At 29.7% G+C, this 14821-nt stretch carries 13 protein-coding genes; 1 reads left to right on the plus strand and 12 read right to left on the minus strand.

Annotated elements, in window-relative coordinates; all coding sequences use genetic code 11:
• The first annotated feature begins 239 nt into the window (after positions 1-239).
• On the plus strand, positions 240-803 hold the full coding sequence (locus CURI_RS12160) for a beta-class carbonic anhydrase (protein ID WP_041701817.1): 564 nt from the start codon (positions 240-242) through the stop codon (positions 801-803).
• Between the two features lie 720 nt (positions 804-1523).
• Here the strand turns inward: CURI_RS12160 and CURI_RS12165 are convergent.
• The 12 genes from CURI_RS12165 to CURI_RS12220 form a co-directional block, all read right to left on the minus strand.
• Positions 1524-2069, minus strand: a complete 546-nt coding sequence (locus tag CURI_RS12165) for a ferritin family protein (protein ID WP_014968562.1) — start codon at positions 2067-2069, stop codon at positions 1524-1526.
• A gap of 52 nt (positions 2070-2121) precedes the next feature.
• Positions 2122-2541 carry a Fur family transcriptional regulator gene (locus tag CURI_RS12170; protein ID WP_014968563.1) on the minus strand — a complete coding sequence of 140 codons (420 nt, stop codon included), beginning with the start codon at positions 2539-2541 and terminating at the stop codon, positions 2122-2124.
• Positions 2542-2653: 112 nt separating this feature from the next.
• Positions 2654-4345: a methyl-accepting chemotaxis protein gene (locus tag CURI_RS12175; RefSeq protein ID WP_014968564.1), complete on the minus strand. Its 1692-nt coding sequence runs from the start codon at positions 4343-4345 to the stop codon at positions 2654-2656.
• A 92-nt stretch (positions 4346-4437) separates the two neighbouring features.
• Positions 4438-5487, minus strand: coding sequence for an HD-GYP domain-containing protein (locus CURI_RS12180; protein WP_228370426.1), 1050 nt, complete (start codon positions 5485-5487; stop codon positions 4438-4440).
• A 536-nt stretch (positions 5488-6023) separates the two neighbouring features.
• A complete protein-coding gene (locus CURI_RS12185; protein WP_014968566.1) occupies positions 6024-8015 on the minus strand; it encodes a methyl-accepting chemotaxis protein in 1992 nt (663 codons plus the stop codon).
• 250 nt (positions 8016-8265) lie between these two features.
• Complete coding sequence (locus tag CURI_RS12190; protein WP_014968567.1) at positions 8266-9603, minus strand: ABC transporter substrate-binding protein; 1338 nt, start codon at positions 9601-9603, stop codon at positions 8266-8268.
• Between the two features lie 57 nt (positions 9604-9660).
• Positions 9661-10488, minus strand: a complete 828-nt coding sequence (locus tag CURI_RS12195) for a carbohydrate ABC transporter permease (protein WP_014968568.1) — start codon at positions 10486-10488, stop codon at positions 9661-9663.
• A gap of 22 nt (positions 10489-10510) precedes the next feature.
• Positions 10511-11416, minus strand: a complete 906-nt coding sequence (locus CURI_RS12200) for a carbohydrate ABC transporter permease (RefSeq protein WP_014968569.1) — start codon at positions 11414-11416, stop codon at positions 10511-10513.
• Positions 11417-11713: 297 nt separating this feature from the next.
• Positions 11714-12592 (minus strand): cysteine ABC transporter substrate-binding protein, encoded by an 879-nt coding sequence (locus CURI_RS12205; RefSeq protein ID WP_014968570.1) that lies wholly within the window; start codon positions 12590-12592, stop codon positions 11714-11716.
• A gap of 29 nt (positions 12593-12621) precedes the next feature.
• Positions 12622-13368 (minus strand): amino acid ABC transporter ATP-binding protein, encoded by a 747-nt coding sequence (locus CURI_RS12210; RefSeq protein ID WP_014968571.1) that lies wholly within the window; start codon positions 13366-13368, stop codon positions 12622-12624.
• A gap of 15 nt (positions 13369-13383) precedes the next feature.
• Positions 13384-14061: an amino acid ABC transporter permease gene (locus tag CURI_RS12215; RefSeq protein WP_014968572.1), complete on the minus strand. Its 678-nt coding sequence runs from the start codon at positions 14059-14061 to the stop codon at positions 13384-13386.
• A complete protein-coding gene (locus tag CURI_RS12220; protein WP_014968573.1) occupies positions 14042-14707 on the minus strand; it encodes an amino acid ABC transporter permease in 666 nt (221 codons plus the stop codon). The genes CURI_RS12215 and CURI_RS12220 overlap by 20 nt, the downstream gene beginning before the upstream one ends.
• Positions 14708-14821: the final 114 nt, after the last annotated feature.

The raw sequence follows: 14821 nt of genomic DNA on the forward strand, positions 1-14821 counted from the left end.
AAATTCCTCCCCTGTATTTTTTATTTTATTATATTTATTATTTACCACATATATCTAATATAAACCTAAATAATATAATTTTTTGTAAATTATATTAATATGTAATTATTACTTTTCAACTTCGATTACATGTTTGTAATGATTACATCTTTATTATATATCATCTATTATAAATGTCAATAGTATATCTCAAAATATGTTATAATTATTGTATGCTTTTAATAGAGGAGGTAAGAACCATGAGTGCTCTTTATGAAATATTAAAATTCAATAAGGATTTTGTTGACAACAAAGAATATGAAGCTTTTGAAACTACCAAGTATCCTGATAAAAAAATAGTAATATTATCGTGTATGGATACTAGATTAACTGAACTTTTGCCAAAAGCTTTAAACATCAAAAATGGAGATGCTAAGTTTATAAAAAATGCCGGTGCTGTTATTGCACATCCTTTTGGCAGTATTATGAGAAGTATATTAATAGCTTTATATGAACTTAAAGCAGAAGAAGTCTTTGTAATAGGCCATTCTGGATGTGGGATGAGCAATGTTGATCCTAAAGCTATGATAGATAGTATGATAGCTTCAGGTATATCTAAAGACACTATAAATACTCTAGAATACTCTGGGATAAATCTTAACGAGTGGTTACATGGCTTTGGATGTGTATATGATTCTGTAAAAAATACAGTTGAAATAATAAAAAATCATCCTTTAATGTCTCCTAAAGTATCTGTTCATGGTCTTATCATGGATCCCAAAACTGGTGAGTTAGATCTAGTAGTAGATGGGAATAAAAATTAACTAGTTATTAATAATAAATATACCCTAGAGATAGTCAAAATTATCTATCTCTAGGGTATATTTTATGCCACTTTAATTTAATTTAAGTTATTATAAAGTTAAATTAAATTAATCTTGTTTATTACTTTGTCTAAATCATACGCTTTACTTTATAAATATAATACATTTATGCTTTATCATTGTCCTTTATTCATTGCCAAATGTTACATAAAATTATATAATTATGGTGCCTCTTTTATTGTACTTGAAGGGGGGTGCCGAGTTTGAAGAGATTAACACGCATAGTACACAAGTTAAAAGTAAGAAGAACTATAAGATATGTTTCCAGCTTAGTCAAATTAATCAACGCAATAATTAATATAGTAAAGTGGTTCATATAGAACCAATTAAGAGAGTTTGCCGACTCTCTTTTTTAACACAAAAAAAGAAAAAAGACAGAGTTGCCGCTCTGTCTTTTTCGCCTCGTTTAAATAAATTAACACGCTTTTAATTTATTTTGTGAAACATTGTTTCCTTTGTTAGTATTACTTTATCTACTATCATTATACTATTTATTATTTATTTGTCAACTATTTTCCAGGTTTTTTGTACTTATATTCTTAACTCAATAATCAAATTATTGCTCTACAATCTTACCTTAAGTTTTTATAATACCTTAAAATATAAAAACTCTTGATGCTAGTAATTTTCTAGCATCAAGAGCCTTTTTATATTTATATATTAAGCATTAAAATATCTTTTTAATAGTCCTCTAAATCCAGCTCCATGTCTAGCTTCATCTTTTGCCATTTCATGAACTGTATCGTGGATAGCATCTAAATTAGCTTTTTTAGCAAGTGTTGCTAATTCTTTTTTACCTGCACAAGCTCCGTGCTCAGCGTCTGCTCTTAATTCTAAGTTACGTTTTGTTGACTCAGTAACAACTTCTCCTAGTAATTCTGCAAATTTAGCAGCATGCTCAGCTTCTTCAAATGCATATCTTGTAAAAGCTTCTCCTATTTCTGGATAACCTTCTCTATGAGCTTGTCTTGCCATTGCAAGATACATTCCTACTTCTGTACATTCTCCTACAAAGTTTTGTCTTAATCCTTCTAATATTTCCTCATCTACACCTTTTGCAATACCTATTCTGTGCTCATCAGCAAAATCTTGATCTCCATCATATGCTGTAAATTGATTGCTTCCTGCTTTACATACTGGGCATTCTACTGGTGCTTCGCTTCCTTCATGAACATATCCACAAACCTTACATACAAATTTTGACATAATCTCTCATTCTCCTTTTTATATGTGTATTTTTTATTATTTATTATAATTATTAATTATATTTTAAGCATTTTTCACAACATCCAAAGTAATAAAAGTTCTTTTCATTCACTTTGAAATCCTCAAGACCCTTGATGTTTACACTATCCTCATCTAATTTAAAGTCATATATTTCTCCACAATTTGTACATTTAAAATGTCCATGAGTTGTTACATCTGCATCGTATCTTGTTTCTCCTTCTTCTATAGTAATTACTCTTGCGACATCTTTTTCAATAAGTGAATTTAAAGTATTATAAACTGTAGTTTTTGATAAGGTCGGAATCTCTTTTACAAGTTCAGTGTAAATCTTATCAACTGTAGGATGATTTTTATTTTTTACTAAATATTCAAGTATCTTTATTCTTGGGTAAGAGGGTTTTATATTATTTTCAACTAAATGATTTTTTATATTTTCTAAACTATAATCCATTTATGACCCCTCCGTTTTCTGTAATCATTTTCACTTTGTAATGATTATAATTTAATTATATATGATTTTTTAAATTTGTCAACATCTTTTTTTAAATTTTAATTGTTTTATATTATTCTATTATAAATTCATCTACTTTACTCTTCAAATCGTTAGCATTATTTTTCATTTCCTCTATCTTTGATGTTACTTTTTCTATCGAATATAATTGTTCTTCTATCGAAGCTGCCACCTCTTCTGATGATGCCGATGTACTTTCTACCGATTCAAGCATCATTTCAAATAATTCAGATAATTTATTCATCCCCTTGGTGACCTCACTAAAAACTATAGAAACTTCTTCTACTTTTTGTGAACTTAATAAATTTGCCTTTCTAGTTTCTTCTATTTCCTCACTTATTCTCACTATAGTCTTTGACTGTGACACCATATTGTCGATATTTAGACCCATTGAATTTACGCTTTCTGATGTCTCTTTTTGCATTTGCTCTATAAGAACTGAAATCTTATTAGTAGCATTTTCAGATTCCTCTGCCAGTTTTCTAATCTCTTCAGCAACTACTGAGAATCCTCTTCCATGTTCTCCTGCCCTTGCTGATTCTATTGACGCATTAAGAGCTAATAAGTTAGTTTGAGACGATATATTTGATATTATATCTACGATATTGCCAATATTGGTAGCAGTACTATCAAGCCTTGTTATAGATTCCTTTGCTATATTTATATCATCTGTAATTAATTTAAGCTGAGAAACTGCATCATTAATAGTAACAATCATTTTTTGTGTTAATTCATTAGAAGCCATAGCTGATTTTTCAGACTCCTTAATGCTTTCAATTCCTATGCTTATTTGATCATTATTTTCTTTAATACTACTCATTATTGTTCTGGCTGTCTCACTTTGCATAGTAGTTTCATGCGCGACATCATTTGTGGCAATTGACACCTGTTCTACTGATTTATTTAGCTTCTGAGTAATTTCATATACTTCTTCTGACATATTGTTTGATTCGTAGGTCATATTTTTTACTAAAAGTATGATATTTTGTATTCGTTCGGTGAATATATTAAAGTACTTACTTATATCCCCTACTTCATCTCTAGAATTATCATTTATTCTAGATGTAAGATCACTTTCTCCTTCAGAAATATTTTTAAATACTTTTACTAAGTTAGATAGCTTATTTACCACATATAATCTAATAATTATCATAGATATTATTGTAATTACTATAAGTATAGTAAATAAAACATTGCTAATAACTTTTAGTTGCAAAAGCTTTTTGTCAATTACTTGATTTCCAGCTTCAAAGTCTTTGTTTGCTTTGTCCAATAATATATCTACTTCCTGTTGTATATTTTCAGAAAAAGGATCGAATCTTTCCATATACGTGTTCCCTTCGTCTGTACCTTTCTCTATATATGCATTAGCCATATCTATCCCAACTTTATAGTAATCATCTAAGCTAGTTCTTAATTCATTTATAAATTTGTCTTCTATTCCATAATCTTTTAGTTCATTAATTATATTTTTTGCATCTTTATAGAAAGTCTCGGCTTCATCAAATCCATCGTCAAATCCCGGTTTAGCTTTTGTGGCTGATATATCAGTAAGCCATTGTTGAATCTGAATAATGTCTTTTTGAAGTGTCAACGACTTAATCATCAAAGGCGTATTGATGCTTTTATGCAATTCAGTATTTTTCTCTAGACTTGAAATGTGAACAAAAGAAAAAAACATCGAGAATATAGATGTTAAAATTATTAGTAATAATAGTCCATTAGTTTTCATTTTTATTTTCATATTCTATCTCCTTTACTATTTGTATTTTCATTTAAATAACAAGCTTAAGACATGATATTCCTAAAGATTATCATGTCTTTTTTATAACTTTCTTAGATCATTTCTTTTATTTTGTACTTCCTACTCTTTGAAAGATCATAATATTTATTATTTATTTTTACAATTGGGTTTGTTATATTTGTAGGCGGTATAAATGCAACTTCGCCTATATCTCCTGTATTCATTTTCACCTTAGAACCTATGTAAATGTGCACTATATTAGTTAAAAAAATATATAATATTTTAGAATCAAGTTTTCCCTTTCCTATCTTAATCATCTGACTAAAAGTATCAAATGGTGTTTGCTTTTCTTTATACACCCTTTTAGAATTAAGAGCATCATATATATCACATATTGCTATTATCTTCGCATATATAGGTATTTGATCCCCTTTCAACCCAAATGGATATCCACTTCCATCTATTTTCTCATGATGCATCAATGCTCCATGTTTGATTTCATCACTAAGCCATATTATCGGCTTGCATATATCATATCCGTATATTGTATGTTTTTGCATCTCATTAAACTCTTCTTCTGTAAGTTTACCTGGCTTGTTCAATATCTCTTGATCAATTTTACCTTTTCCTATGTCATGTAAAATTCCGGCTTTAATAATCGATTTAATTTCCCTTTTTTCTAGCCTTAGCCAGTCTGCTAAATACATAGAATATAAGGCTACATTTATTGAATGATTATAAGTGTAATCATCTATTTCCTTAATTTCATTTATAGATTCTATTGTAGCAAGTACATCCTTTGCATTTTTAAATAGATCTGTTGATACATTTGTAATTTTGCTAAAATTAATGCTTTCACCTTTAGCAATATCCCTAAATATATCTCTTACGTTCAAGATACTTTTTCTATAGTTTCTCTTAAATAAAGTCTTTTTCTCTTCTAACTTTCTATTATAACTATCATCATTTGTGTCAATTTCTTTATAGTCAGGGTCAAATATATCTATATGCGATATGTTTAAGTCTCTTAGTCTACTTTTAATATATTCATTTACAATCGTATTTCTAGTTACTAATGGATATTCCCTACTCTCCCATAGTATATCCTCTCCAACTATATCGCCAATTTTTATTTGATTCACTCTTACCTTCTTTATCAAAAAAACGCACCTTCCTAATTATGATAATCATAATTTATTAGTATATTAATTTTTAACTAAATAATTATGCACTGTTCAAATAATCTTTGAATTATATATCCAACAGCAGAGTACGTCAATTATTAATATAATTTATAGCTTTATTCTTTCTATTTTTTATCTGCATCTAGTAAATATCTTATAAGTCCAATTATAAATAATGATTCTTTAATCGTATTAACTATACTGATAACTAACAAAATAATGTTAAGATTTAATAAAGATATAACCAAGATAAAAGTAATCTTTGGGATTCTTAAAATATAAATATTGCGATTTTCAAATACTTTATACCCATAGATAGACTTTTTAAATCCTTTTAATTTCTCTATCTCTATCTGTCCGCATAATTATATATTAAAAAACAACATTTTTCAACAAACTATGATATTTTTATTTTTAATTCTACTTTTGTCATAAATAACTAAAAATACCCACTATTTTTCTTAGTGGGTATCTTTAGAGTTTTGAATTTTAAATTATTGAATTTTAAACTTCATAACAATAGACTGTAGCTCTTGTGCTAAACTTGATAAACTTTCGCTTGAGCTTGCTATTTCTTCTATAGAAGCCGTTTGCTCTTCCATAGAAGCTGATGCCTCCTGAGTTCCTGCTGAGTTTTCCGCTGCCATAGTAGAAAGACCTCCTAGAGTATCAAGTATATTATTCTTAGTTCTCTCCATTTCTTCTTCCGAAGTATTTAATTGTTCTATAGCCTCTTCTACATATTTCATTTCCTCAGCTATCAATGTATACTTTTTCTTATTATTAATTATACTTTCTGTTTGATTCTTAGATATATTAGATACTTTTTTCATAGTTTTCACTGCATCTTCAGAATTCATTTGTAGTTCATTTACTATATCATCAATAATTTTTGTAAACTCTGAAGATTGTTCCGCTAGTTTTCTGATCTCTTCTGCCACTACTGCAAACCCTTTTCCTGCTTCCCCTGCTCTAGCAGCCTCGATAGCAGCATTTAATGCTAATAAGTTGGTTTGATCTGCTATAGATGTTATCACATTACTTGCTTGTCCAATTTGATTAGAGCTTTCGTTCGTTTTTAATATAACTTTATAGATTTCATCTATAGCATGACTATTTTCTTTTGTTATTTCAGATAGGTTATCAATATCGCTTAATCCCTCATTAACTACCCCAATTACCTCGTTTGAATTGATATTTAATTTTTTCATATATTGCTGATTTTGTTCTATAGCTGAACCTAATAAATCCGCTTTCATGACACCTTCATCTGTATTTTTCGCCTGATTTAAAGCTCTACTTGATATTGCTTCTACAGACTTCGAGACTTCTTCTATAGCAGCTGAAGACTGTTGTGTAATCGCAGTTAGTTCTTCTGAGGTGGCAGCAACTTGTGTTGAAGAACTGTTTATTGATTTAACAACTTCATTGAGGTTATTAGTTACATCTTGTATCGCCTTTGCAAATGCTCCTGTTTCATCTTTCTTTATTAAATACTTTTCAGGTACATCTCTTGTAATATTAAGATCTGCAATTTCTTGTAAATGATTTACTCCATTAATAATAGGAACGCTAATCGAATTTCCGATTAAATATGTAATAGTAATACTTAGTAATAAAACTACAATCATTAGTATGATTATGTTTTTTTGTATGTCTGGTATTGCAGATAGTATTTCATCTTTATCAGCTGTAACAACTATTGTCCAATTTGTATCTTTCACAGGTTCATATCCTGCATATATGTCCTTACCTTCATAAGAATATATACCTATTCCAGTTTTCTCTTTTAGCATTTTTTCAAAGAATTCTGCTAACGACTTTTGACTCTTGTCATTTTTTACTTCTTTTATTGGATTAGATTGTTTTAATACTTTTTCCTTATCTGGATGACCAACTATATTTCCCTCACTATTAATCATAAAAGAATATCCTTTACTTCCAAATCCAATATCTTTTAGGATGTTACTTAGTTCATCACCATTTCTAATTCCGATTAAAACCCCTACTACTTTATCATCGTTTTTGATAGGTGAAGCGTATACTATTCCAAGATTGTTAGTCGTCTCAATAATAAACAAATCTGATACACTTGACTCACCATTTAAGGCTTTTTTCATATAGTCATTATCTTTTATCCTAGATACTGATCCTTTTGAGAAATATCCAGTTCCATCAAGTTGAACAATTGCCATATCAGTAAATGATGTATTCTCTAACTGCCTTTGAAGTATAGGCTGCTGAACTTGCCAGTCCATGCTTTCTATATCTCTTCTATTTGCTATCATTTCTAAAGTTCTCTTTTGAATTTCAACTCTACTCTCTGCTAATTTTGCTCCGTCAGTAGCTAACGAACTTATCGTTTCTTTTGCTTCTTTATTAAAACCTTCACTAGCCTTTTGTATAGAAATAAATCCAATACTAGTAGACGATAATAAAATTAAAGCAGAAAAATAAATAATAAGTTTTAATTTAATACTTTTCATTTCAATGCCTCCATAATATATTTTTATAATTATTCATATGTATGTAATCTTATCCTCCTCTCTCATTTATTACATGTATTTATAACATATGGACATTATATATGAGCTCAAGACATAATTCAACATTTTACGACATTTTGTATTTAAACTTTTAGAACTTAAGGGGAGTTCTTCATTTAAAAAATAAAAGAATAGCCATATTACACATGTGTAATATGGCTATTCTTTTATTTTTTAAAGCTAGTTATTTCTAGCTTCTTTCATTGCCTTTTTCTCCTCTTTGCTGAGCAGTCTTCAATGCTTCATCTATTGTTTTCTTTTTATTAAATACTTGGTCTAGTTCTTCTCCCAAGACATCTAATGCATTTATTTCCCCAATATTTCTTGCTCCTTGGAACCCAATATCCATGCTTTTGAATGGAATAGCCTTAACCGGCTTTTCTTCTAAAAACTTCTTATAACTATCCAACTCTTGAACCGATTTTCTTACAGGTAGATATCCTGTCTGCTCTGAGAAATATGCTGTATTTTCTACACTTGTAATGAACTTTATATACTCCCAAGCTGCCAGCTTTTCTTCTGGTGATAATGTATTAAATACAGCTACGTTTGTACCATAAAATAATTGATCATTTGTCTTATATCCTGGAAGGGGTGCTGCAAACCATTTTAATCCCTCTACTGATTCTGAATCTATATAAGGTATTGCAGATGTTGAAGCTACACACATAGCTGCTCTTCCTTGTTGTAATGGAACATTTGGATTTTTATCTTCTCCTGCTAATCTTGCTGTTTTTTCTTGTATCATACTATTTAAAAATTCTACTGCTTCTTTAGTCTCTGGAGTATCGAAGTTAATTTGGTCTTTCTCTTCACTAATTATTTCTCCACCTGCTTGTTTTACCCAAGGTGCAATATCCGTTGAAATATTATTAGCTAAAACTAACCCATAAACTTCTGGTTCTCCATCTCCATTTTCATCTATCGTTAATTTTTTAGCTGCTTCCTTCCATTCGTCCCATGTAGTTGGAATTTCTATCCCTGCCTTTTCAAACATATCTACATTATAATATAAGACCATTTGACTTTTATTAAAAGGCATAGCATATTGTTTCCCATCCCATATACCATCCTCTAAAAATAATGATGGAATATCTTCAATTTCACCTTTTTTTAGTCCAACTTTTTCATTTTCCATATATGGTTTTAAGTCTTCAACTAGTCCTTTAGATACATACCAAGATAATCTATTTGAATATATCTGAGTTATTGCTGGAAGTTGCTTAGCTTTTGCTGCTCCCATTAGCTTTTCAAATAAATCTCTATATCCTCCTTGATTTACTAGCTTAACAGTTATGTTTTCATGTTTTGAGTTAAAGTCATCTGTTAATTTTTTAAGAGCTTCTCCATTTGTACCACTCATTGAATTCCAAAACTCTATTTCTACTGGCTTAGTAATTTCTGTTACAATATTTACTTCACTTTCTTTTTGACTATTACTAGTCTCTTCATTAGAATTTTTGTTATTACAAGCTACAAGGCTAAAAACCAATATTAGAGATAGTGCAAGTGATAAAATTCTTTTCATTGAATATCCTCCTTGTTTTTTATATTTATATATAAATCCTTTATATTACAGGACTTGCTACCCCTTCATACCTGTACGTGATACTCCAGCAACTATATGTTTCTGAAGAATTAAATAGATTATAAACACAGGAAATATGATCATTGTCGATGCAGCCATCAACACATTATGTTGTGTTCCTGCTTCAGATGAAAAAGCTGACAAAGCCACAGGTAGGGTTCTCATATTATCTGAATTAGTTACTATAAGAGGCCACATAAATGAGTTCCAGCTTCCAACAATTTTAAGTATCGCAAGAGTCATAAGTGCCGGTTTAGCTATTGGTACCATTATTGACCATAAGTATCTACTATCAGAGCATCCATCAATTTTAGCTGCATAATAAAGTTGCTCAGGTATCCCAAGAAAATATTGTCTCAATAAGAATATTGCAAATATACTTGCACACCATGGAATTATTAACGCTTTATAAGTATCTATCCATCCAAGATTGCTAAGTGTCACAAAGTTTGGAATTATAAGTACTTCTCCAGGAACCATCATAGTAGCTATTAGTATAGAAAACAATATATCCCTACCTTTAAATCTAATCCTCGAAAAAGCAAATGCCGCAAGTATTGTTGTAAACAGTTCACAAAGAGTAACTACTGTAGTAACAAAAATGCTATTTATAAAATATCTTTTAAATGGTGCAGATTGAAAAGCAATTTTATAGTTTTCCCACATCAATTTTGACGGTATCCACTTAGGAGGCATTATTAGCACTTCGTTTGAAGGCTTAAGAGATGTAGTTATCATCCATATAAACGGTAATAATATAAATATTGCACCTATTATTAATAACATATAAGTAACTGTTATCTTAACTGAATTTTGTCTTCTCATATGTTTTCTCCCTTAATATATTTCAATAATTAATGTTCTTTTTTCCTATTTTAAGTTGGATTAAGGTAAATATAAGAATAATTATAAATAAAACAAAGGCTGCCGCCGCTGCTATTGAAAATTGCCAATGCCTATAAAATTTATTAAATATGTAATACACTATAGTAAGTCCACTTTTAAGAGGGCCTGTCTGCTTGTCATAGAGAATAAATACCTCATCAAATATCTTAAAAGAACCTATAACTGAAGTAATTGATACGAAAAACAATGTAGGAGAAAGTAGTGGAAGAGTAATGGATCTAAATCTTTTCCAAACAGACGCTCCATCAATCTTAGCTGCTAAATAGTACTTTTCATCTATATTTTGTAATCCAGCTAGAAAAATAACTATCTTGTATCCCATACCCTTCCATACGTTTAATAGAATTAATATTGGTATAGTTAGCTTAGGATTAGTCAACCAGTTTATTTTGTCTATTCCAAACATTATTAGTATAGAGTTTACTAGCCCAAACTCTTGATTAAACATCCATCTCCATACTGTTGAAACAGCAACTATAGAGGTTATAAACGTAATAAAATAAATACTTCTAAAGAAATTTTTAAGTTTTATATTTGAGTTCAATAGTATTGCAAATCCTAAGGATACTACTATAGATAATGGAACTACCCCTAAAACGAATATAAATGTGTTTTTAAGAGATAGATAGAAATCATGATCTGTTAGTACATATTGAAAGTTGTCCAATCCTCTTTTATAAACAGTATCAGTAAGATAGTCAAAGTCCGTATAAAAACTCATAACAAGAGACTTTATTATAGGATATATCTGAAATACTGTTATTATAAGTAATGATGGCAATAGATATATTAATGCTTTAAGCTCTTTACTTTTCAATAACTTTCTTATAGTTGTTATTTGCTTCACTAAATGCACCTCTCTATACTATCTTATCTACTTTTCATATAAGAGCCTTTTATGAAGTCATTCCTAATTTTATTAAAATATTACCAAAGTTCAGATTATCACCAATAATATTGGTTTTCAAATAGAATATTTCTATCTTCTTGTACCTTATTATAGATAACTCTAATATTTACGCGGATAATTTTTACTATATATTTAAGTCTTTTAGATTTGATTGTCTATACTTATGGCTAATTGATTTTTATGCAAACATAAAAATACCTACTAAGAAGAATAGTAGGTATTTTATATTTATATTTAGTTAATCTTTCCACCTTCAATTACAAGATCATCAGGACTAACTGAGTCACCGTATACTGGTTTAAGAGTATCTTCATATGCCTTATGCACAAAATTTTCTTTTCCTATAGTTTCGAGCTCCTTGTTTATCCAATCTAAAAGTTCCTTATCTCCTTTTTTAACTGCTGGTGCTATTGTATCTTGACTTCCTAATGTCGGTAATCCAACTGTAAATCCTGTATTTGACTTAGCCCATGCAAGTACTTCAGTATTATCATGTGCTAGTGCAGCTCCACGATTGTCTTTTAATGCTTCAAATGCTTCTGTATTTTGGTCAAATTTTAATAACTCTATTTCTGGATGATTTTTTGTAAAGTAAGTCTCAGCAGTTGTACCTTTGTTAACTATAAGTTTTTTACCCTTTAGTTGATCAACAGAAGTAATTTGAGCATTATCTGGTGATACTAATCCAAGTGAAACTTTCATGTATGGATTTGCGAAATCAACTTTTTGCTTTCTTTCATCAGTAACAGTAAAGTTAGCCATTATTATATCTACTTTATTTGACTCCAAATATGCAACTCTGTTTGCTGCCTCAACTAATACAAACTCTGCTTTTGATTCATCTCCTAAAAGATCCTTTGCAAATCTTTTAGCTATATAGATATCAAACCCTTGGTTCTCACCTTGAGCATCTATATATCCAAAAGGTGGCTTATCACTGAATACTCCTATTCTTATAATTCCACGATTTTTAATTTCCTCTATAGAACTTGCTGACTTAGAAGATCCACTAGTATCTGAAGATTCTGGTGCCGATTTGCTGCATCCTGTGAAGCTTCCTATTGCTAAAATTCCAATAATTAATAATGCTAAAAACTTTTTAATACTTCTCATAATTATCATTCCTTTCTTTTATTATATATTTAATATTGAAATATATTTAAAAATTGCTTAGCACGATCCGTTTTAGGATTTGTAAAAAATTCATCAGGTTCTGATATCTCACATATACTTCCTGAGTCTAAAAATACTATCTTATCAGCAACTGACTGAGCAAATGCCATTTCATGAGTTACTATTAACATTGTCATGCCATCATTTGCAAGTTCTAAAATTACATCTAGAACCTCCCTAACCATTTCTGGATCAAGAGAAGCTGTAACTTCATCAAATAAAATGATCTCTGGATTCATACATAGTGACCTAACTATAGCTATTCTCTGTTTCTGTCCTCCCGATAATTGTCTCGGATAAGAGTTCATTCTATCTAATAATCCAACTCTAGATAGTAGCTTTTTTGCTTGATCTAACACTTCATCTTTATCTCTTCCTTGTACTTTAGTAGGCCCTAAAAGTATATTATCTATAACATTCATATGAGGAAAAAGCTCATAGTTTTGAAATACCATGCCTATCTTCTGACGTATCTCTTGCCAATTAACATTTTTATCTACAAGACTCTTGCCAGATAATCTTATATCACCATTGTTAATGGTCTCAAGACCATTAATACATCTAAGAAGTGTACTTTTCCCACATCCTGATGAGCCTAAGATTACAATTACTTCACCCTTATCTACCTTAAGGCTTATATTATTCAATACTTTTCTTCCATCATACTCCTTATCTAAGCTTTCAATTTCTAATAATGATCGTTCATTTTTATTCATTTATAATAACCACCCTTAATTACTCCATTTTAATTCTAACCTTTTAGATAATGCCGATAATGGATAACAAATTATAAAATATAAAACAAATATTAGACCGTAAATCCAGAATGATGCCATATCTGTCTTAAATCGAGCCACTTCAATAATCTGTTGACCTACTTTTAAAACTTCAACAACTCCTATTAACACTACTAGAGAAGTTGTTTTAATCATTCTCGTTGCTAAGTTTATTGCTCCTGGAAGCATTCGTCTTATAGCTTGAGGAATAAGAATGTATCCGTAAAGTTGACCAAAATTAAGTCCTAGTGCCTTACCCGACTCTATTTGATGTTTTGGTAGCGACTCTAAAGAACCTCTAACAATATCCCCCATCTCTGCTGCACCCCAAAGACTAAATACTATAATCGAAACTAGTTCACCTTCCAGATGAATTCCGAGTGCACTTGTAACACCAAAGTATATAACATATAACCAAACAAGAATAGGTATTATTCTGAAAGATTCAAGATATAGTCTACAAAGAGCCTTAACACCCTTTGATTTTATAGTCATTAGAAGCCCAAATATTATTCCTAAAATAATACTTATAGTAACTGATATAAAGGCAATTCTAGCTGTTACTAGTAATCCTCCAAGTAGTCTCGTTAAATTCTGTGACGTAAAAACTACATCAATTGCCGAACTCTGCATGTCTAACCTTCCTTTCTAACCACGTTAAGAAAAACGACATAGGTAATAGTATAATTAAGTATGCAATTACCAACATTAGTAATGATTCAAAAGTGTTATAGTATATTCCTATTAAATCCTTCGTAATATTCATAAGATCTAATACTGCTATTGCACCAACTATAGATGTTTCCTTTAGCAAGAATATACAGTTTGCTCCTATAGATGTTATGCTAAATGAAAAAGCTTGAGGTAAAATAACATATCTAATAAGTTGAACTTTAGAGAGCCCTAAGCTTAAACCTGTTTCTATTTGAGATTTACTTACAGCCTCTATACCTCCTCTAAAAGCTTCAGCCATATAGCTTCCACCTAAAAATGATAATCCAATAATCGCACAAGCATTCTCACTTAAAGATATACCTAGTTTAGTAAGTCCAAAGTATAGGAAATACAGTTGTATTAGTAACGGAGTGTTTCTTGAAACTTCAATATAAATTCCAACAATATTTTTTAGTATTTTTATTCTATAATACATTACTACACTACAAATAAAGCCAATTAGCAATGATGCTAATATGCCCCAAAAAGCTAATTTTAAAGTTAATATTAAGGCTTTTTGATATAGTGGTATGCTATTAATCACGAATTCCCAATTAATACTCATATATTTTCCACCTTTCAATTGCTTTGATTTAAATTACTTATCCTATTATATTTATATGTTTAGTCTGTTTTAAAGTCATTATATGAATTATATCTATATTTGTCAACAAAAAAA

Origin of the sequence: Gottschalkia acidurici 9a (assembly GCF_000299355.1) — a bacterium.
In the GTDB taxonomy this organism is placed as follows: domain Bacteria; phylum Bacillota; class Clostridia; order Tissierellales; family Gottschalkiaceae; genus Gottschalkia; species Gottschalkia acidurici.

Coding starts and splice junctions, on each gene's coding strand:
- CURI_RS12160 (WP_041701817.1), top strand. CDS start 240: ATGAGTGCTCTTTATGAAATATTAAAATTCAATAAGGATTTTGTTGAC.
- CURI_RS12175 (WP_014968564.1), bottom strand. CDS start 4,345: ATGAAAATAAAAATGAAAACTAATGGACTATTATTACTAATAATTTTA.
- CURI_RS12170 (WP_014968563.1), bottom strand. CDS start 2,541: ATGGATTATAGTTTAGAAAATATAAAAAATCATTTAGTTGAAAATAAT.
- CURI_RS12190 (WP_014968567.1), bottom strand. CDS start 9,603: ATGAAAAGAATTTTATCACTTGCACTATCTCTAATATTGGTTTTTAGC.
- CURI_RS12220 (WP_014968573.1), bottom strand. CDS start 14,707: ATGAGTATTAATTGGGAATTCGTGATTAATAGCATACCACTATATCAA.
- CURI_RS12185 (WP_014968566.1), bottom strand. CDS start 8,015: ATGAAAAGTATTAAATTAAAACTTATTATTTATTTTTCTGCTTTAATT.
- CURI_RS12165 (WP_014968562.1), bottom strand. CDS start 2,069: ATGTCAAAATTTGTATGTAAGGTTTGTGGATATGTTCATGAAGGAAGC.
- CURI_RS12215 (WP_014968572.1), bottom strand. CDS start 14,061: ATGCAGAGTTCGGCAATTGATGTAGTTTTTACGTCACAGAATTTAACG.
- CURI_RS12195 (WP_014968568.1), bottom strand. CDS start 10,488: ATGAGAAGACAAAATTCAGTTAAGATAACAGTTACTTATATGTTATTA.
- CURI_RS12210 (WP_014968571.1), bottom strand. CDS start 13,368: ATGAATAAAAATGAACGATCATTATTAGAAATTGAAAGCTTAGATAAG.
- CURI_RS12205 (WP_014968570.1), bottom strand. CDS start 12,592: ATGAGAAGTATTAAAAAGTTTTTAGCATTATTAATTATTGGAATTTTA.